Origin of the sequence: Pectobacterium sp. HCp5_1, from assembly GCF_032905925.1 — a bacterium.
Taxonomy (GTDB): domain Bacteria; phylum Pseudomonadota; class Gammaproteobacteria; order Enterobacterales; family Enterobacteriaceae; genus Pectobacterium; species Pectobacterium brasiliense_A.
On record NZ_JAUMIO010000013.1, the window covers coordinates 1 to 19,104 of the forward strand.

General features: G+C 53.0%; 23 protein-coding genes. 5 read left to right on the forward strand and 18 right to left on the reverse strand.

Features of this window, described 5'->3' with window-relative positions; translation table 11 throughout:
• Window positions 1-132: 132 nt before the first annotated feature.
• The 11 genes from Q3A88_RS10915 to Q3A88_RS10965 form a co-directional block, all read right to left on the reverse strand.
• On the reverse strand, window positions 133-1,092 hold the full coding sequence (locus Q3A88_RS10915) for a YbgA family protein (protein ID WP_233991311.1): 960 nt from the start codon (window positions 1,090-1,092) through the stop codon (window positions 133-135).
• 13 nt (window positions 1,093-1,105) lie between these two features.
• Entirely contained in the window at window positions 1,106-1,633 is a 528-nt protein-coding gene (locus tag Q3A88_RS10920; protein WP_317177889.1) for a DUF3833 domain-containing protein, read from the reverse strand.
• Window positions 1,630-2,157, reverse strand: coding sequence for a hypothetical protein (locus tag Q3A88_RS10925; RefSeq protein WP_317177890.1), 528 nt, complete (start codon window positions 2,155-2,157; stop codon window positions 1,630-1,632). Before Q3A88_RS10925 ends, Q3A88_RS10920 begins: the two co-directional genes overlap by 4 nt.
• Window positions 2,154-2,639: a DUF2878 domain-containing protein gene (locus Q3A88_RS10930; RefSeq protein ID WP_317177891.1), complete on the reverse strand. Its 486-nt coding sequence runs from the start codon at window positions 2,637-2,639 to the stop codon at window positions 2,154-2,156. The genes Q3A88_RS10925 and Q3A88_RS10930 overlap by 4 nt, the downstream gene beginning before the upstream one ends.
• Window positions 2,636-3,856 (reverse strand): SAM-dependent methyltransferase, encoded by a 1,221-nt coding sequence (locus Q3A88_RS10935; RefSeq protein ID WP_233991309.1) that lies wholly within the window; start codon window positions 3,854-3,856, stop codon window positions 2,636-2,638. The genes Q3A88_RS10930 and Q3A88_RS10935 overlap by 4 nt, the downstream gene beginning before the upstream one ends.
• Entirely contained in the window at window positions 3,853-4,575 is a 723-nt protein-coding gene (locus Q3A88_RS10940) for a DUF1365 domain-containing protein (protein ID WP_317177892.1), read from the reverse strand. Before Q3A88_RS10940 ends, Q3A88_RS10935 begins: the two co-directional genes overlap by 4 nt.
• A 1-nt stretch (window position 4,576) precedes the next feature.
• Window positions 4,577-5,839 (reverse strand): NAD(P)/FAD-dependent oxidoreductase, encoded by a 1,263-nt coding sequence (locus Q3A88_RS10945; protein ID WP_317177893.1) that lies wholly within the window; start codon window positions 5,837-5,839, stop codon window positions 4,577-4,579.
• A complete protein-coding gene (locus Q3A88_RS10950) occupies window positions 5,836-6,555 on the reverse strand; it encodes an SDR family NAD(P)-dependent oxidoreductase (RefSeq protein ID WP_317177894.1) in 720 nt (239 codons plus the stop codon). The genes Q3A88_RS10945 and Q3A88_RS10950 overlap by 4 nt, the downstream gene beginning before the upstream one ends.
• A complete protein-coding gene (locus Q3A88_RS10955; protein ID WP_317177895.1) occupies window positions 6,552-6,986 on the reverse strand; it encodes a nuclear transport factor 2 family protein in 435 nt (144 codons plus the stop codon). The genes Q3A88_RS10950 and Q3A88_RS10955 overlap by 4 nt, the downstream gene beginning before the upstream one ends.
• Before the next feature lie 229 nt (window positions 6,987-7,215).
• Window positions 7,216-7,944 (reverse strand): MerR family transcriptional regulator, encoded by a 729-nt coding sequence (locus Q3A88_RS10960; RefSeq protein WP_110162614.1) that lies wholly within the window; start codon window positions 7,942-7,944, stop codon window positions 7,216-7,218.
• Between the two features lie 98 nt (window positions 7,945-8,042).
• Entirely contained in the window at window positions 8,043-8,933 is an 891-nt protein-coding gene (locus tag Q3A88_RS10965; RefSeq protein ID WP_233991305.1) for an oxidoreductase, read from the reverse strand.
• A 289-nt stretch (window positions 8,934-9,222) separates the two neighbouring features.
• Between Q3A88_RS10965 and Q3A88_RS10970 the strand changes: the two genes are divergently transcribed.
• Complete coding sequence (locus Q3A88_RS10970) at window positions 9,223-9,558, forward strand: gamma-glutamylcyclotransferase family protein (RefSeq protein WP_110162616.1); 336 nt, start codon at window positions 9,223-9,225, stop codon at window positions 9,556-9,558.
• A 127-nt stretch (window positions 9,559-9,685) separates the two neighbouring features.
• On the opposite strand, the gene Q3A88_RS10975 is transcribed toward Q3A88_RS10970, so the two are convergent.
• Window positions 9,686-9,931, reverse strand: a complete 246-nt coding sequence (locus Q3A88_RS10975) for a YmjA family protein (RefSeq protein ID WP_110162617.1) — start codon at window positions 9,929-9,931, stop codon at window positions 9,686-9,688.
• A gap of 453 nt (window positions 9,932-10,384) precedes the next feature.
• Here Q3A88_RS10975 and Q3A88_RS10980 point away from each other — a divergent pair, with 453 nt between their 5' ends.
• The gene (locus tag Q3A88_RS10980; protein ID WP_039498755.1) at window positions 10,385-11,362 is read left to right on the forward strand and encodes a DUF1852 domain-containing protein; all 978 of its coding nucleotides are present in this window, start codon (window positions 10,385-10,387) and stop codon (window positions 11,360-11,362) included.
• Between the two features lie 30 nt (window positions 11,363-11,392).
• On the forward strand, window positions 11,393-12,424 hold the full coding sequence (locus tag Q3A88_RS10985) for a methionine synthase (protein WP_110162618.1): 1,032 nt from the start codon (window positions 11,393-11,395) through the stop codon (window positions 12,422-12,424).
• Window positions 12,425-12,536: 112 nt separating this feature from the next.
• Here the strand turns inward: Q3A88_RS10985 and Q3A88_RS10990 are convergent, their stop codons facing one another.
• The 4 genes from Q3A88_RS10990 to Q3A88_RS11005 all read right to left on the reverse strand — a co-directional run bounded on the left by Q3A88_RS10990 (window position 12,537) and on the right by Q3A88_RS11005 (window position 16,005).
• Window positions 12,537-13,076: a DUF2058 domain-containing protein gene (locus Q3A88_RS10990; RefSeq protein ID WP_110162619.1), complete on the reverse strand. Its 540-nt coding sequence runs from the start codon at window positions 13,074-13,076 to the stop codon at window positions 12,537-12,539.
• Window positions 13,077-13,255: 179 nt separating this feature from the next.
• Window positions 13,256-13,738, reverse strand: coding sequence for a cold-shock protein (locus Q3A88_RS10995; protein ID WP_014914863.1), 483 nt, complete (start codon window positions 13,736-13,738; stop codon window positions 13,256-13,258).
• A 161-nt stretch (window positions 13,739-13,899) separates the two neighbouring features.
• Window positions 13,900-15,336 (reverse strand): glycoside hydrolase family 1 protein, encoded by a 1,437-nt coding sequence (locus tag Q3A88_RS11000; protein WP_317177896.1) that lies wholly within the window; start codon window positions 15,334-15,336, stop codon window positions 13,900-13,902.
• A 213-nt stretch (window positions 15,337-15,549) separates the two neighbouring features.
• On the reverse strand, window positions 15,550-16,005 hold the full coding sequence (locus Q3A88_RS11005) for a helix-turn-helix domain-containing protein (protein ID WP_110162734.1): 456 nt from the start codon (window positions 16,003-16,005) through the stop codon (window positions 15,550-15,552).
• 66 nt (window positions 16,006-16,071) lie between these two features.
• Between Q3A88_RS11005 and Q3A88_RS11010 the strand changes: the two genes are divergently transcribed.
• Window positions 16,072-17,337: an MFS transporter gene (locus Q3A88_RS11010; protein ID WP_317177897.1), complete on the forward strand. Its 1,266-nt coding sequence runs from the start codon at window positions 16,072-16,074 to the stop codon at window positions 17,335-17,337.
• A 4-nt stretch (window positions 17,338-17,341) separates the two neighbouring features.
• Here Q3A88_RS11010 and Q3A88_RS11015 read toward each other — a convergent pair whose 3' ends face one another.
• Window positions 17,342-17,692 (reverse strand): ArsR/SmtB family transcription factor, encoded by a 351-nt coding sequence (locus tag Q3A88_RS11015; RefSeq protein WP_014914858.1) that lies wholly within the window; start codon window positions 17,690-17,692, stop codon window positions 17,342-17,344.
• A gap of 52 nt (window positions 17,693-17,744) precedes the next feature.
• On the opposite strand from Q3A88_RS11015, the gene Q3A88_RS11020 reads away from it, so the two are divergent.
• On the forward strand, window positions 17,745-18,749 hold the full coding sequence (locus tag Q3A88_RS11020) for a threonine/serine dehydratase (RefSeq protein ID WP_317177898.1): 1,005 nt from the start codon (window positions 17,745-17,747) through the stop codon (window positions 18,747-18,749).
• 37 nt (window positions 18,750-18,786) lie between these two features.
• On the opposite strand, the gene Q3A88_RS11025 is transcribed toward Q3A88_RS11020, so the two are convergent.
• Window positions 18,787-19,089 carry a helix-turn-helix domain-containing protein gene (locus tag Q3A88_RS11025; RefSeq protein ID WP_014914856.1) on the reverse strand — a complete coding sequence of 101 codons (303 nt, stop codon included), beginning with the start codon at window positions 19,087-19,089 and terminating at the stop codon, window positions 18,787-18,789.
• Window positions 19,090-19,104: the final 15 nt, after the last annotated feature.

Sequence of the window (19,104 nt, forward strand, 5' to 3'; positions counted from 1 at the left end):
GAAATTCAGGCGTATGTTGCTTACGTGGCTTCTTACTGGTTGATACGGATTTTGTCATGTGAGCTACCTCTGGTAGAGAGTTTACTCACTTAGTCGCGTGTCCACTATTGGCGGGTAAGATCACTTTCTCCCTCAGTGAACCGGGAGGCGAAGACCCAAACTCTGCGGATAAGGGTCAAAGTAATTTTGAGTTAGCAGATAGCGGTCAGGGTATTCGGCCAGATAGTGCTTCAGCAGCGTAAGTGGGGCGAGGATGGGCAACAGTCCATCGCGATAGTGCAGGATCACCTCGCGCAGTTCACCACGCTGGCGGAGGGTCAACTGATTACGGAAATAACCCTGAATATGCATTAGCACGTTGGTGTGATTTTTCCGCGACGCGGGTTTCTTCAGGATTGTCATCAGTTTTTCGCGATAGGCCACAAAGAAATCATCCAGGTTTTCCCATTCATGCAGCGACGCGACAAACGGCCCGATCTCACGGTAGCCCGCCTGGTGGTGTGCCAGCAGTTGAAGTTTATAGCGGCTGTGGAAGTCCAGCAGCGCGCGGCGCGTGAGGCCGTTGGCACGCAGAGTGTTCAGCTCATGTAGGGCGAAAACACGCTCGACAAAGTTCTCCCGCAGCACCGGATCGTGCAGGCGACCATCTTCTTCAACCGGTAACCACGGGTATTTCTCCAGTAATGAAGCGGTGAAAAGACCAACTCCCTCTTTACGCCCGCGATTGCCTTTTTCGTCATACAGCCGCACACGTTCCATACCGCAGCTCGGCGATTTGGCACAAACGATAAAGCCCGACAGTTGCCCCAAATGTGGAAGGTAAGTCTCGGCGAAGTCGGCCATTTTCTCCGTTACATCGTCGTGTGGGGCATGACTGAAGCGCATGCGAATGTCGCCTTCGGCCGTCTGTACCAGACGCAGAGCCGGACGGGGCACGGGCAGGCCGATGGACATCTCCGGGCAGACGGGGTTGAAGGTCACCCACTGCGCCAGCTCATCCATGACAAAGTTCATGCGTTTATGCCCGCCGTCAAACCGTACGGCCGAGCCAGTTAAACATCCGCTGATCCCAATGACGGGTTGAATGGTCATGGCACTCCCCTCTTTACTGCGTATTTCGGGTGAAGAAAAGCGTGACCGTCCCGACGGTGATCCCGAATTTCTTCATCTCTGTTTTATTAAAAAGATGCGTGCCATCCTGTAGGTACATCCAGTCGTCAAAGTGTAACAGCCAGGTACGGCCGTCAGCTTTAACGTTCATACTGTAACGCCAGTTAAAAGCATTGCCCGCAGCCTGACCTGTCGCCACACCTTCAATATCGCCCGCGGTGCCCTCGTAGCGATCGGCAGCGATGCGCCGGATATGCCACACGCGCTGTTGTTGCTCACCATCGTCATAGACGAAATGCTCGTTGAGCGTCAGCGTGTCGCCGATAACGTTACCGTTGATGTCGACGTGGAAGCGACGCAGCTGTTTACCGCTGCGATCCTGCACCATGCCCCACGCTTCGGTTTTCCCCTGAAAATACTGGAAGATATCTAGCGACGGCTGTTGGTGTCGGTAGTCAGTAACCTCTGTGCTACAGCCTGCCAGCATTACCAGCATCAGGCACAGTGTCAGAATACGTTTCATTTTTTACCTCCGATCAACTGCTGACGCAGTTCGGGATATTGCGTGCGAGGATCGAGCCAGATGGCCAGAAAATATGTACTGAAGGTTGCAGGCTGGCTCGGACCGAGCGGGACAAAACTTTTTTGTGATGCCGAGGCGCGGTACCAGAATTGCCCTTGCCTACCGTTAAACACAAAGGCCAGTTGCGCCCCCGGTGTGACGTCGGGCCAGAGGGAATGCAGCATGCGCAACCAGGATTCACTCTGCGGTTCACGCGCCAGAACGCCCTGCACCTGCCACTGATCGCGAGTGGCCTCTACCAGCTCGTCGCGGTCGATATTACGTTTGTAGGTAATAATCAACGCCTGATCCTGTTCTGGACCGTTATACCGGCCGTCGGGCGTGAGCAGTTGGGAGGCATAGACGGTGAACGGCCCCCAGGTTAGGGTTGCATCACCCACTTTGCGCCAGCTTAACCAGTCGGCGGAATGGGCGACTGGCGTGATGGCCGTCAGCCACAGCAACATCAATAACGCGGTTCTCATTGTCGCTTCCCCATCAACATGTGGAAAAACAGCATCAGAATCAGCCAGCCCGACGCCATCCAACTGGCGACGATCATGTCAGGCTTCAGGAAGGTCATCGCGCCCAGACGTTCGCCGATGATGTACGCCACTGGCCCGCCAAGGGTCGCCATCAGCGTCAGTAGCCACACCGGCAGCGTGGTCGTGCGGGTCAGTTCAGTCCAGACGGTAGCGAACATCAACCACAGCGCGACCATCCACAGCGGCAGCAGTACGTCGCCGTCAAAGTCGATCAGCCCCGCCCACACCCAGAGCGCATCAAGACCGCTCCCCGCCGCGGCGAGCAGGAGGGCGTAAAGACGGTGTGCAGGCGACAGCATCAGGCAGGCCAGTATCGCGAGCGCAAGCCACAAAAACAGGCCTCGTTCACGAAACAACACCACCAGCGTCCAGTAAAGATCGAACGCTATTGCCATCAGAAAGACCTGCACATAGCGCTTCATACGCGCTCCGCGGTCAGTTGCACCGCACTGATAGTACGTGCATTAAATCCGGCTTCGCAGTAGCCAAAGTAGTAGAGCCACATACGACGAAACCGGTCATCAAAACCGAGCTTTTCAATATCCTGCCAGGCGTGTACAAACCGCTGCCGCCACTGTGCCAGCGTGCGAGCGTAGTCAGGCCCCATGTCGAACAGATTGCGGACGACAAAATCGGTGTGCCGCGTCATCAGCTCACTCATCACTGTAATGCTTGGTAAAAAACCGCCGGGGAAGATGTAGCGCTGGATAAAATCGACGCTTTTGCTGTAGTCGCGGTAGCGCTGATCCTGAATGGTGATGGCCTGAATCACCATTTTCCCTCCCGGGCGCAAACGTGCCTGACAGGTGCGGAAGAAGGCTGGCAGGTAGCGTTGCCCTACCGCTTCTATCATCTCGACCGACACCAGCTTATCGAACTCGCCGGTCAGATCGCGGTAGTCACACAGCAGGACCTGCACCCGATCCTGCAACCCCGCGCGGGCAATCCGCGCTTTCGCCCAGTCGTACTGCTCTTGCGACAGCGTGGTAGTGGTAACGCGGCAGCCGTAATGACGAGCGGCGAACTCCGCCATCGCCCCCCAACCGGTGCCGATTTCCAGCAAGTGATCGCTGGCCGTCAGCGTCAGTTGTTCACACAGGCGGGCCATCTTTGCCTGCTGAGCCAGGGTAAGATCCTGCTCGTCGGCGGTGAACAGCGCACTGGAGTAGAGCAGTTCCTCATCGAGAAAATGTGCGTAGAACTCATTGCCCAGGTCGTAATGGGCAGCGATGTTTTCCCGTGCCTGCTGCCGATGGTTGCGCCGCGTCCAGTGACGAAGCCGCTCAACCGGCCTGCCCAGCAGACGAAAGCCGCTTTCCATCTGCTCTAGCACCTTGCTGTTGAGCGCAAGAATCTGCAACAGCGGGGTGAGCTGATTCGTCTCCCACTCGCCGTCTATCCAGGCTTCAGCAGCGCCGAGGCTACCGCCAGTCAACAAACGCCAGTACACGCGTGGAGCAAGGATCTGCACGTCGGCGCGCAGTGTGGCGGCAGCATCGCCAAAATGTAAAGTCTGCGCCCCTTCACGTACCGTGATCGCACCCTCGCGGATACCACTTAGCAAACGAAAGAGCAGCCAACGTGCGATACGAGCGTTGCGCGGGATGTCGGGTTCAAGCGCAAAGACGGGATCGGTCATGAGCGTTCACTCCTGCTGACGGGATGGTTGTACAGCGGCACACGCTTAAGCCATAGCCGCAGCGCCTGCCAATAAATAGCGAACACAGTTTTCAGCGTCATCAACGGTATACGCAGCAGAAGTGACGTCAGGTTTGCACGCGTCAGTGGTTCGCGGCGCAGCACCAACGTGGCATCGAATACTTTGGATTCCTGATGATTTTCGATATGCATATGCAGCGTTTTACCGGGGCTGTTGAAACGCCAGTGGTAAACCATGTCCATCGGGTTAAAGGGAGAGACGTGGAACGCCTTTTCCAACGGGCGGGTCACCTGACCATCGACAGCGTAGTAATGTCGCTCGTTCCACGGGGTATTGCGCACCTCCGCCAGTATCCAGCGCAGGATGCCCCTATGGTCATAGCAGTAGTAAAAATTGACCGGATTAAAGTAGAACCCGAAATAGCGCAACTGGGTCAGAAGCATAACTCGACCATCAGGTCGCTCGCCGATCAGGCTTTCAAGCCGGTCAAGGGCGTTCTCTTTGAGCGGTGTGCCGAGCGGATAGTCCGCATCGTGGAAAGCGGCAGCGGCAAATCGGTTACGGCGGATGCCTGCCGACGGCAGCACGTCGAGCTCATCCAGATCGAGCCAGGCCATAAACATACTGTAGCGAAAATGGTGCACTTTCGGCTGGAGCCGCCGATGGCGTAAGATCCCCTGATACAGACAACTGTTCATTTCAGTTCCCCTCTCCTGCGGCGGCGATCCCCTTCACCACATCGAGTGCGCTACGTACGCCATCTTCATGAAAACCGTTGTACCAGTAAGCCCCGCAATACCAGCTCCGCTGACAGCCGTTAATCTCACCGCGCCGCGCCTGTGCGCGCCAGCTTTTGGGGTTAAACAGCGGGTGCTCATAGACAAAGCGCTTCCAGACATAGCGCTCGTCAATCGGTGTTTCTGGGTTCAGCGTAACGCAGAACAGGGGGCTGCCCTCTGGCAACCCTTGTAAGATGTTCATGTTATAGGTGACACAGGCGCTATCCTGTTCACGCTCACTCAGGCGATAGTTCCAGCTGGCCCAGGCGCGCTGGCGCACCGGCAGCCAGCGCGGGTCGCTGTGTAACACCACCTCGTTACGCTGCCAGCCGATATCCCCCAGCACCTCACGCTCGGCAGGCGTCGGCTCGTCAAGCATCGCCAATGCCTGCGCGGAGTGGCAGGCGAAAATCACCTGATCGAACGTATAGCTCGATTCCTCAAGCTGGATCTGAACGCCTCCGTCGTGGCGCATCACCTTCTGCACCGGCGCGTTAAGATGGAGGGTCAGGTGATCGCCCAGTTGTGCCAGCATAGCGCGAATGTACTCCCGCGAACCGCCGGGCACCACGTACCACTGCGGACGATGAGCGATATCCAGCAGACCGTGGTGCTCAAAGAAACGCAAAAACAGCGGCAGCGGGAAGCGGCGCATCTCCTGAAGCGACGACGACCAGATAGCGGCCCCCATCGGCAAAATGTAATGACGGGCGAAAAAACCGCTGAAACGGTGCTGATCGAGGAAAGTCTGTAGCGTAGCGCTCTCGTCCACCTCACCCGCCAACGCTTCTTTTGCCAATCGATTAAAACGTACGATCGATTTCAGCAGACCCCAGAATGTCGGATTGACAAGATTACGACGCTGGGCAAACAGCGAAGCGACAGTATGGCCGTTATACTCCAGGCCGTTCTCTGGGTTATGCACGGAGAAGCTCATTTGCGTTTTTTGCCCACGGATGCCCAACTCGCTGAGCAGGCCCATAAAACGCGGATAGGTGCGGTCGTTATAGACGATAAACCCGGTATCGATGGCATATGTCCCCTGTGGAGTGGTGACATCAACCGTAGCGGTATGCCCACCTAACATGGGTTCAGCCTCGAAAAGCGTAACCTGATGGTGTCCGGCCAGTCGCCAGGCACAAGTCAACCCGGCGATACCGCTGCCGATAATAGCAATGTTCATGAACGCACCATCCTGCGCAGCAACGCGCGCTGAAGAAAATTCGGCAGCCCTGCCAGCAGGCGCAAAATCAGGCTGAATCCTGTCGGGAACGCGATGTGATCTTTCCCTTTAGCCAGACCACGACGGATAGCCTCCACCGCGCTGTCCACGCTCACCTGACCGGGCATGGCAAAATCATTTTTGCGGGTCAGTGGCGTGTCAACAAAGCCCGGTGAGACGACCGTGACGGCAATCCCTTTTGGCTCCCAATCCAGACGCAGGCTATTGGCAAACCAGGTCAGCGCCGCTTTCGATGCACCATAAGCCTCTGCCCGTGGGAAGTGCAGCCAGTGCGCCATGGAGCTGACCAGCACCACGCGGTTTCCCGAAACCAGCTGCCCCTGTAGCGCGGCCAGACAGTTTACCGGTCCCAGAACATTGGTGGTCATCACCCGTTCCACCAGCGCGGCATCCACAACGCCATGATCCAGATATTCACAGGTTCCCGCACAGAGAATGACCAAATCGGCAGCGCAGTTGGACAGCGCCTGACGGCAGGCCTCAGGATCGGTCATATCGAACAACCTAACCGTGATGTTTGGGTTGTATTGTTGTAACGCCTCCAGCCGGTCTGGATCTCGCCCGCAGGCGATGACGCGGTAGCCGTCATCGGCCCAGGATTTTGCGAGCCCCTCGCCTATGCCAGAGCTTGCACCCGTGATGAGGACCGTTTTCATGAACGCACCCTCCTTTTCACACCGCGCACCGCCCAGCCCAGTAACGGAAGGTGTTCGTAGATCATCTCTCCGGCGTCGTAATAATCGCGCTGACGAATAATCAGATCGTCCTGAATATCCACGATTGAGCATCCCTGCAGGGTAAGTGCGTCTCCCCCGGCAACTCGCGGGTGGGCCCAGTGCATGATCCAGGTTACGGCAAAACGATGGCCGCTGCTGAGGGAAGGGTCAATGGAAAAGCGGCACTGCGCAACGTTAGCCAGCAGATGGGTGAAGTAACGCTGGATCGCAACCAGCCCCTCATGTTCACCAAACGGGTCGATAAGCGAAGCATCCGGATGATAAATCTCGGCCAGCGCCGATGGCTGCTGGGTATCCAGCTCGGTGTAGTAATCCACAAATCGGTTGATGACGGATGACAATGTGTTCATGAGTCTCACCTAGGCTTGGAACAACGTGGCGTAATCGCATAATTAAAATCTACACAATTATTTTTATTTGTCCAAGTTTTACCGGTGTTATTTTTTATTTCACAGTAATTTCAATAGATTATTTATATCTATTTTACAGATGGAATTTCCTCTTCTTAGAATATGTCACCCGTCCGCCACCTTTGCAGGTGGCAGCGAAGTGAAGGATTGGGAGATGAAAAAAGCGGAATTACAGAGGAATGACGTCTAAGGAAGCGACGTGCTGTTGCCAAAGGTCAATCTGTTTTTTGCGAGCCGCGGTGAGTTTACCGGTGGTGACCAGCAGCCATTTTCGCTCCGGGAAAATCTCCGGAGCCAAAGTGGCTGGCGGTACGGGAAGGACGTCAATGCGAAGCCCCTGACCGGTGCGCATAAGCGCTTCGAGCCAAATTTCGCACGGATCGCTCAGATGCCAGCCGGTAATCAGATAGTTATCACCTGGCGCTCTTTTATCCCCTTCAAGGCAAAACGACGTATAGGAGACGATGATGCCATCGAGGATTTCGCGTAGGGTCATCATCGCCGGAATATTGGCTGAGACTTTGCTTCGCAGCGGGCGCAATACTTCACGGACCAGTTCCGTACGCGGATACTCGCGGCCCGCGTCGTAAATCAGCTGGCGCAGGGATTCGATTTTGCCCTCTTTCAACCGCTGCAACATGCTTTCCTGCAGGGCAAGCCAATTATTTGTTCGACGCGTGCCTGGGCGAGCCAGTAGCGGTTTCACCTGGCTGACCGGGACCCCTTTTTTCACCCAGTCGAGAATTTTTAACGCCTGTTGGACATCGTCATCGCTGTACAACCGGTGGCCACCGTCTGTACGCATCGGTTTGAGCAGGCCGTAACGACGCTGCCAGGCGCGGAGCGTCGTCGCATTTATCCCACAAAGCCGGGAAAATTCACCGATGGAGTAAGACATGTACTCAGCCTGATAGTAAACAATGCTCTCAATATACTACGAATAGCGTCAGGTTGAATGACGTCGTTGTCTTACAAACACGCCGACAGTTCACGGCATCAACCCGGCCCTTCGCTCCCTGCCGCCAGCAGCGGGATCAGCACATCGCTAATAGGCGTAGGAATACCCCGTGCACGACCATAACGCTGTACCACACCGTTACGGATATCCCATTCCAGCGGGCGGTTAGCCTGCCGGTCTGCAAGAATTGACGTGCCTAAATCCGCAGGCGCACGCTGAAAATTATCCACGATTTCCTGCGCAACCCCATCGTCCAGCACAGCCCCCTCGGCACGCGCGACAGCAAGACACTCGCGCAAATAGGCCAGAGCCAGTTCAGTAACATCCCCGCGTGAGAACATACCGGCACGGCGATGAGCAAGCACCATCAAGCCTGCGGCCGCATTTTGCAGCAGCTTGCGCCATGCGACAGATAAAAAATCCGCAGACAGCTCAACCGCGCAGCGTGTACCACTGAGCGCCTCAGCGACGCATTTTGCTTGCGGCACATCCGGCAACGTCAGACGCGGTTTGGCGCGCAGCCAGACTGAAGCATCCGGTTCGCGCTGAGCCGGAAACCAGACCACTGAAGGCAACACCGTTGCGCCGTTGACATAGGGTTCCATCTGAGTTTTCTGCTCGACACCGTTTTGCAGAGCGCAGACCACCGTATTTTCATCGCATAACGCATTCAGCCACTCGGCGCTGTCGACGTTTTGGGTGGTTTTCACCGCGACAAACACCAGATCGAATGGATGGCTGATAGCCACCGGATTGCTCAATACCGGGCCTGGCACCACAATTTCACCCTCATCGTGACGCAGAACTAATTGCGGATGCGCGGTGCGTCCGCAAAGGACTGGCGTACGGTTAACGTCATGCAGTACAGCGGCAATGGTAGTACCGATTGCCCCCGGTCCAAGAAGAGCAATCGTGGGATGATCTGACATCTTGTGTTCTCCTGATTTGATTAACCCATCATCAGTGTGCCGACGGCAATCACCGGGCACACCCGCATTTTCTCCGCGTTATCGATCACGGTAAATAGCATCATTCACTTTTAGAGATCTTCCGACATCCTGACCACATGCCGCTGAAGAGATCGCTATGCGGAAAACCCGACTCACTCTGCCCCGCTCATCAGCGGTGAAGATCCTGTTGCGAACCGTGTTATTACATCCTAACGTGAGCATTATTCTTCACCCGCTGGGTATTCATTGCTTTGATTGACGAGGGAAAATGGAACGTTTGTTTGTCTACGGGACGCTGCGCCCAGGCCACGAAAATGCCTATATTCTGGAAAACATCGGTGGAGACTGGCTGCCGGGTGATGTGACTGGCACATTTTATGAGAGTGGCTGGGGCGCTGCTGAGGGATTCCCAGGGCTCGTATTGGACGATCACGGACCGCGCGTCAGCGGTTATCTATTTTTATCTGACAATCTCGAAGCGCACTGGCCAATGCTGGATGAGTTTGAAGAGGGCTACGATCGCGTTGAGGTTGTGGTTACCACTGCCGAAGGCCAGCAGGTTACGGCATGGGTTTATCAGTTACAGCCACAGACAGGCCAGTAGCGCTATAAATCAACTACGCCCATCGCCCTGCCCCAGCCAAATTGAAAAATCCCGCTTACGGCAACCTAAGCGGGACGCAAACATCACAACCTCAATGTTGCTTGTTTCCAAACGCCCTAAACAAGCGTTATTCATTGCCCCATTGATTCAGGAACGTCGCGATCTCATCAATACGAAACGCGTCGATACCGGCTTCACTGGCCATCTCTTTCTGCGCCTCTTCACTGATCTCTTCGTTATTCATTAAGCGGGTGATCAGCAGTTGGAAATAGCACGCCAGTGCGTCACGTTCCGCCTCGCTCACCGGCTTTTCAGATTCCGTCGCATACTCATCCGTGATGTCATAAAATTTAAGCGGTATTTCATTGTTCATCAGTCGTCCCCAAGGGTTAAGGTCTATGCCGTTGATGCTTGCATCATCTGGCCTGAATAATACCATTCTTATGTCGTTTTTCTGTCATCCGTGTAAGGACAAGGAACTAAACGAGGAGAGTTTAGCCTCTTAGGAGCGAAAGGCAGTGCGAGCTCTCCCGTTTTAGCCTTACCATAAGGCTATGCAGCCAATCACCATTAAACCATTGAATTATAAACTTAAATATAGCTTCACAGGGGCTACCGCAACAGCGCCGATTCGCACCGTACATCAGGTCATGAAGATGGCTCATGTCTATTGAAATTAAATCACTTTTACTCACTCGATGAGTCTGGCATAAATTGTGCACTACTATAGACAATATGAAACCTGCAAAGTTATAAGACCTGAAAAACTTGGAAAAACAAGCAATAAATTCAGGTTTTATATCAAGAATTAGGATGCAAGATCGCGATGAATAAGAATTTCACCTTTACGATTAAGAACACGTGTTTCGATGAAAATTATAACCCCTCCGAAAACACGCGTATCACGACCAACTTTGCGAACCTGGCGAGAGGAAAAAACCGCCAAGAGAACTTGCGCAACGCCTTAACGATGATTGACAATCGTTTCAATTCCCTGGCGAGTTGGGATAACCCCAAAGGGGATCGCTATTCTGTCGAACTTGATATCATTTCCGTTGAGGTTGATATAGAAGGCAATGGCGGCAGCTTCCCCGTCATTGAAATACTGAAAACCAATATTGTTGATAAAAAAACTAACGAGCGCATTGAAGGCATTGTAGGAAATAACTTCTCCTCCTACGTGCGAGACTATGACTTTAGCGTCTTGCTGTCAGATCATAATAAGAATCACCCCGGATTTAGCACCCCTGATAGCTTTGGCGTCCTGCATGGCAATCTATTTAAATGCTTCGTAAATTCAGATTGTTACAAAGATAGTTTTAGTAAAGCGCCAGTTATCTGCCTGAGCGTTTCAAGTAAAAACACCTATCATCGGACTGGCAATCAGCACCCTGTGTTAGGCGTCGAATACCAGCAAGATGAATATTCATTGACCGATCAATACTTCCATAAAATGGGATTGCAGGCTCGCTATTTTATGCCGCCAAATAGCGTCGCGCCTTTAGCTTTCTATTTTTCTGGTGACTTACTGAGTGATTACACGAATCTTGAGCTGATCAGCACCATCGCCACGATGGAAACTTTTCAAAAGATTTACCGGCCTGAGATTTACAATGCCAATTCTCCGGCAGGCCAATGCTATCAGCCAAGCCTGAATCATCAGGATCATTCATTCACTCAAATTGTTTACGATAGAGAAGAACGTAGCCTGTTGGCTATCGAGCAGGGAAAGTTTACTGAGAAAAACTTCATCAAACCATACCAAGCTATTCTTGAGCAATGGTCTGCTAATTACGTTCTTTGATTAACCAAACACACAAGGTCACCGATTATTATGAAAATATTGTTACCCACCTCCACGGCTGGCAGCTTACCGAAACCTTCTTGGCTGGCGCAGCCTGAGACACTTTGGTCCCCTTGGAAATTGCAAGGCGAGGAACTGATTGAGGGCAAACAAGATGCGCTGCGTTTGAGTCTGGCGGATCAGCAACAGGCAGGCATTGATATTGTTAGCGATGGCGAGCAAACGCGCCAACATTTTGTCACGACGTTTATTGAGCACCTCAGCGGTGTTGATTTCGAGAAACGTGAGATCGTTAAAATTCGTAATCGCTATGACGCGAGCGTACCGACAGTCATTGGCGCGGTGGTTCGCCAGAAGCCCGTTTTTGTTGAAGACGCCAAATTTTTACGTCAGCAAACCACGCAACCCATTAAATGGGCACTGCCTGGCCCAATGACGATGATCGATACGCTCTATGATAGCCACTATAAAAGTCGTGAAAAACTCGCCTGGGAATTCGCCAAAATTCTTAATCAAGAAGCCAAAGAGTTAGAGGCTGCGGGTGTCGACATTATTCAATTTGATGAACCTGCCTTTAATGTGTTTTTTGATGAGGTGAATGATTGGGGAATTGCCGCTTTAGAACGAGCCGTTGAAGGGCTTAAATGTGAAACTGCGGTACATATTTGCTATGGCTACGGCATCAAAGCCAATACCGATTGGAAAAAGACGCTGGGATCCGAGTGGCGGCAATATGAAGAAATTTTCCCTAAACTGCAAAAATCGGCTATCGATATCATTTCACTGGAATGTCAGAACTCTCGTGTTCCAATGGATCTGATTGAACTCATTCGCGGTAAAAAAGTGATGGTAGGTGCCATTGACGTGGCAACCAATACCATTGAGACGCCAGAGGAAGTCGCCGATACGTTACGAAAAGCCCTTCAGTTTGTGGATGCTGATAAGCTCTATCCGTCTACCAACTGTGGCATGACGCCTTTATCTCGTCGCGTAGCAACAGGCAAGCTCAATGCGTTAAGTGCCGGCGCGGCAATCGTCCGAAAAGAACTCTTGGCTAAATAACGTCGCCAGGCAGATCGCTTGAAGCGGGTTCAGTCCGAGTTGAGCGATACATAAGCCTTAATGAAAAGCCCGTAAGGGCTTTTCATCTATATACGCATCGGCAAAACGTTAATTACCACATTAAATCATCAGGCACTTTAAAATCAGCGTACGGATCGTCTTCGTCTTGCTCTTCCTGACTCAGCGCACTATTTAACACAATACTGCTCGCATCTCGCTGCGCAATTTTATCAGCTACAATCGCAGGGATAATCGCGTATTCACTCTCGGCGCTGCCATCAACCACCAAACGAGCAATGGCGAGGCGACCGCTAATCAGCTGAGCCTGAGTCAGCTTATCCACAGTTATTTTTTTAATTAAATTATTATCTGTGAAGTTAAAACCAATATCGCCTTTTGAGATATTGATTCTGTTCATTTCAATAAGCTGCTTCACCTGAGCTTTATACTCTTTAGATAAAACAGCTTGTTTTTGTTGTTCGCTTAGCTGTTTATCACGCTCAAGCTGTGCTTTTTTATTTTCTTCCACAGCCTCTCTTGCTTCACGAGCCTGAACGCGTGATTTCTTCGCCGTTCTTTGGACTTTGGCCATTTTTTTGCTGGTCACTAATCCCGCTTTTAGCATCTGCTCTTGTAAGGTGAGCTTTGTCATCTTCGTTCCTAAACCCGTTGAATAATTTACAGGATTATACCTGTAATTTTTGAAGCAGTGCCAGATTGCAGGACGCGATCGCAGTGTGGAGTGCGTTTGGAGGGGGCTAGCAGAAACCATGCCGAAATTCTGCTGATGAGTGGCGCAGAGATTTCGGCACAGGATCAGTCCGAATGATGTCAGACCTTGAGCAGTTTCGCCGTGGCATCGATGTCTATCTCATCTTCCGAGAAGATTAACGTCGTTCCCTGGAAGGTGGTGATCGCCAGTTTTTTCAGCGAGCGCATTTCACCCGGCTGAGCGGTTGATTTCGGCCTGATACTATTCATCAGTATCCCCACAGACAGCACCACATTCTCTTTATCAATACCGGTATCGGCGGGCACTTCTTCGCTGTAAACCAGATAAGACTTGATCGACGTGAGCTTAAGGCGCTCACCCGCGATATAGATGTATTTACTTTCCGGCACCACTTTCACAGCATAAGCTGACAACCCCTTGTTATTCGTGGTGGGTTCGAAAGTGACCTCAGCATCTTTCTTAATCAGATCAGGATTGGCGACCTTAATCACATGAAAATAACGGTTATCGCCGTTTTCATCTTTGATAAATCCAAAACCTTTATCTTTAAACCAGGTTGTGATCGTTCCGTTCATCGCCATTCTCGCCTACTTAATCGTTTATCTGCTCAGTTTTTACAGCGCGCAGTGTAAAGCACAATGCCTGCGCAGACTACGTCTTTGGGTTAAGTCTGGACGATAAATTTCTGGTCTGCGAAAAAACATTCCCGATGCCGATTTCCTACGCATCGGGAAGTCTTCATTTAGCTGATATCACCACCGTTAGTAGCAATCACTTTCTTATACCAGTGGAACGATTTCTTTTTATAACGGTTGCCACTGCCAGAGATCGTGTCATCCAGCTCGACATAGATAAAGCCGTAGCGTTTGCTCATCTCGCCGGTAGACATGCTGACCAGATCGATGCAGCCCCACGGGGTATATCCCATCAGCTCAACGCCGTCGGCAATCGCGTCTGCCATCGCTTCGATGTGTTGACGCAAATAGTTGATGCGATAGTCATCGGCAATGTAGCGATCTGCATCCGGCTTATCCACCGCACCCAAACCGTTTTCGACGATAAACAGCGGTTTTTCGTAGCGGTCATACAATTGGTTGAGCGCAATTCGCAGCCCCACCGGATCAATTTCCCAACCCCACTCGCTGGCTTCCAGAAACGGATTACGCGCCCCGCCCAGCAGGTTGCCGTGGGCTGCCGCTGCATCCGGATCAGTTTTGTAGGTAGTGGAAGACATGTAATAACTGAAGCCGATATAGTCGACGGTGTGCTGCTTAATCAGCTCCAGATCTCCCGGCTGAATATCCAGCGTGACGCCCAGCGACTGCCACAGGCTTTTCGCGTAGTAGGGATATTTCCCGCCCGCCTGCACGTCCGCACAGTAAAAGTTAAATGACTGCGTCTCTTTCAGCGCCGCCAACTGATTGATGGGGTTGCAATCATAGGCGTAGTTAGTGGCAAACAGGATCATGCAGCCGATCTGGATCTGCGGATGGGTCTCATGCGCAATTTTCACCGCCAGACTGCTGGCGACAAACTGGTTATGCCATGCCTGGAATTTCGCCTGTGGATCCAGCGCACCGGTCTGCACCGTCAGCCCCTGACTCATGATCGGGAAGTGGGCAGCGCTGTTGATCTCGTTAAAGGTCATCCAGTATTTCACTTTGTGGCCGAAGCGCTCCAACACCGTGCGGGCAAAGCGCTCAAAGTGGCCGATTAACTCACGGTTTTTCCAGCCGCCAAAGGCGGTGGCAAGGTGCAGCGGCATCTCATAATGAGAGATCGTAATCACAGGCTCAATGCCATGGGCGATGCAGGTATCAATCACCTGTTCGTAGTGACTCAGCCCCGCTTCATTGGGCTGCTGCTCAACGCCGTTCGGGTAGATGCGCGTCCAGGCAATGGAAAAGCGATAGCATTTGAAGCCCATCTCGGCAAACAGCGCAATATCTTCACGGAAGCGATGATAGTGATCGATGCCTTTATGGTTAGGATAGGTGTAGCGCTGTTCATCGAGCGTGAAGTCAAACGCGTCGGAAGCCACGATATTTAAACGCGCTTTACCGCCGGGAATGGCGTCCACAATCGACAGTCCTTTGCCGTCGATATTGTAGGCTCCTTCGACCTGATTCGCTGCAGTGGCCCCGCCCCACATAAAGCCGTGCGGAAATCTTTCTCTCATGGCACTTATCCTTTATCAATGCTGATTATTTATCGAAGATGGTTCTTTAATGTCGTGGTTCTGCCTGACGTTGCTTTGATTCAGCACGACCCGAATGGCGGAAATTCTAGAGGAAAAGAGAGGGCATGAACAGAAATAAGGAACCGGTTGCATATCCGGTACAAGCGGGTCTGGCGGCATAGAAAAACCCGCCCCGGACAGCGAAATTGCAGGTTATTTTTTCGTTTTCTGAGGCACTTTTCGCGTGGCTGACTTGCCCGTTTGATCGCGCATCTGGCTCTTTCGATGCGTGGTCTCCACAAGTTTCCTGAACGTCGGACACTCCATATGCGATGGCGCAGAACAGTCGGCGACGTGCCGCAGCGTGTCGCGCAATATCGTCAGCTCATGGATTTGCCGATCGATGTCGTCGGCCTTCTGATGCAGCGCAGTGCGGGGCAAGTCCGGCATCCCATCCTTGTTAAACATGCCGGCGATTTCTTGCAGTGAGAACCCCGCAGATTTCCCCATCGTAATCAACCTGAGTTGCAGCAGCACGTCGGCAGGAAACTGCCGCCGAAGCCCATGGCGGGACACCGAAGCAATTAGCCCAATTTCCTCGTAGTAACGCAGCGCCGAAGGCTTGATGCCACTCTTCTCCGCGATTTCGCCTATATCCAGAAATTTCATGCTTGACCTCAAGTCGACTTGAATTTGTAGCATGCTCTGGAACCCACATTCTGACAAGGATAAAAAATGACAATTAACCAACCGAGCGAACCAGAGCACGCCAAATCGGGGGTCACCATCACACTGGCACTCGCAATACTGTCGGCCTCGCTGGGAACAAGCATTGCCAATATTGCCCTTCCGACGCTGACAGCCGTATTTTCTGCGCCCTTCGCGCAGGTGCAGGCCGTTGTCATCGCCTATCTTGCGGCCATGGCGCTTTCGGTTGTGATCGCGGGTCGCCTTGGCGATCGCTATGGGCTGAAACCCGTTTTCATTGCAGGTCTTGGGCTCTTCGCCATCGCTTCGCTGCTGTGCGCCATTGTCCCCCAGCTGTGGCAACTCATCACGGCAAGAGCATTTCAGGGGATCGGTGCAGCCTTCCTGATGACGCTCGGCATGGCACTGCTGAGGCAGACGGCTGGAGAGAAGCATGTCGGGCGAGCGATGGGGATACTGGGAACGGTATCCGCACTGGGTACCGCGCTTGGCCCTTCTGTCGGCGGCTTCCTTCTTACGATAGCAGGATGGCGTAGCCTGTTCTGGATACAGATCCCGCTGGTCACGATCGTTTTGTTCATGGCTTTTACTCTATTGCCAGCCACGCCGGTGAAGGAAAAAGCTGCGTTATCAGGAGGATTGCCGCTGCGGAACACGACGCTGTTGCCGAACCTCACAATCAATGCCGCCGTCGCCGCCATCATGATGACGACGCTAATCGTCGGTCCCTACTACCTTGGTCAGGGTCTGGGTTTGAAGGAAACGTTGGTGGGGGTGGTTATGGCCATTGGCCCTGCTATTGCGATTTTCTGCGGCATTCCGTCAGGGCGACTGGTCGATACTTGGGGATGTGGACGGGCACTCATCGCCGGACTCACCCTCGTAATTGCTGGCACCTTTATGCTGGCGATCTTGCCAACAATGCTTGGCGTCGCGGGTTATATCCTTGCCATTATTGTCCTGACGCCAGGCTACCAGCTCTTTCAGGCGGCAAACAACACCTCCACCCTTGCCGAGGTTCCCGGAAATCAGCGCGGTACCGTCTCTGGCCTGCTTAACCTGTCGCGCAATATTGGGCTGATCGTCGGAGCATCGCTCATGGGGCAGATTTTCGCTTTGGGTGTCGGTACGGAAGATTTTGCCCATGCCGCCCCCACTTCCCTCGCACATGGCATGCAGCTGACCTTCTTTCTGGCTGGCGGTATCGTGCTTGTCGTCCTTGCCTTCACCCGTCTGCCAAGCTGGGTTACGCGGGCTCGCTCAGCTAAATTTCGGGGAAGCGATGACGGCTAACGGCCTATTCTGACGGTTTATGTTGACGAGAGGCGACCTTTGCAAGCTCAGACAATACCGAGGTTGCCTCCTCTAAACGCTCAGGGACGAGCTTGTAGAACACCCAGTTTTTGATGCGCTTCGATGTGACAATCCCGGCTTTCGATAAATATTGAAGATGACCGGTGACAGTTGGCTGGCTCAGGCCGATCTTCTCAGTGATAAAACCGACACAGACCCCATCGTTAACCAGATCCCCGTCCTGCTGTTCTGGGAAGTGCGCGCGGGGATCGGCCAGCCATTCCAGAATGATGAGCCGTTGCTCATTGCCGAGCGCCCGCAGCAAATCGGCCGTTGTCGCCACATGCTTGTTCATATAGCCAAATACCTATATAGTTATTTCCATATACAGTTGATAGGGAAATACTATGACAAGCGAACACCAAAGGGCAACCGACTCTGTAACGTTGAAAGATATTTACGCCGCCGCTCAGCAGATCAAGGGAACAATAAGCAGGACACCGCTGGAGCATTCGCCACCGCTATCCGCCCTTGTCGGTGCGGAAATCCGACTCAAAATGGAAAACCTCCAGCAGACCGGTAGCTTTAAGCTGCGTGGTGCGGCAAACGTTCTTGCCAATCTGGATGCAGAACAGCGCCGTGCTGGAGTTATTGCCCCCACGGCAGGAAATCATGGATTGGGGCTCGCCTATGCCGGGCAGGTCGCGGGCATCCCCGTAACCATCTTTTTGCCACGCGCGGCAGATCCAATGAAGGTCGCAGCCATGAAAAGTTGTGGCGCACGTATTACGTTCTTTGATGACATCGAAGAAGCGAGGCAAGCGGCTATCGCCGCTGCGCAGCAGTCAGGTGCCACCTTCGTTTCTGCCTACGACAACCCGCATATGATTGCAGGCGGTGGCACTGTCGGTCTTGAAATCATGGAAGACTGGATAGATGCAGAGATCATCCTGGTGAACATCGGTGGCGGCGGGCTCATCTCAGGAATTGCGACAGCGGCCAAAGCAATCAATCCCGCGATCGAAGTATGGGGCATACAAAGTGAAGCGAGCCCAACGTTCGCTCGCTGGAAAGAAGCGAGTGAAACGATTCCAGTCGTTCTGGCTCCCTCCATCGCCGAGGGCGTGAGTGGCTATATAGAGCCCAGCGCGATGACCTGGCCGTTGGTTCGCGATCGCGTCGATCGTGTGCTCACCGTCTCTGAAGACGAAATCAAAGCTGCGATGCTATCAATGCTCGATCTACATCGCCATGTTGTCGAGCCTTCAGGGGTGCCCGCTGTCGCGGGAGCCATTCGCTACGCGAAAGAGATTGGCGGACGTAAAACCGTCTGCGTCATCACCGGCAGGAACATCTCAAGCCAACGCTATCTCACGCTGCTTAATGACGCGAAAACCCGCGCGGACAAATAGGACAAACATCGTCTTTTCGGCCATACGGAACGAAACGTTACAGCGTGAACCCGTAGTGAGAACCGTCCGGCAGTTCAACATCAAGGCGTAATTTACTGCCGGTCGCCTCAACATAGCGTTTGAGTGTGGAAAGTTTCAAATCGCGGCCGGGTTTCTCCATTCCCGCTATGGTCGGCTGTTTTAATCCAAGCACCTGCGCCATTTCCACTTGCGTTTTTTGCACCCTCTCACGCAGTTCGGCGAGATGAATATTGAGTAACATGTCTGCCGCTATAGCGTGAGCATCAACGACGACGTCTGGTTTTTCATCCGCAAGAAGCTGTTCCAGCGTTCTGCCCATAGCGTTACCCTCTCT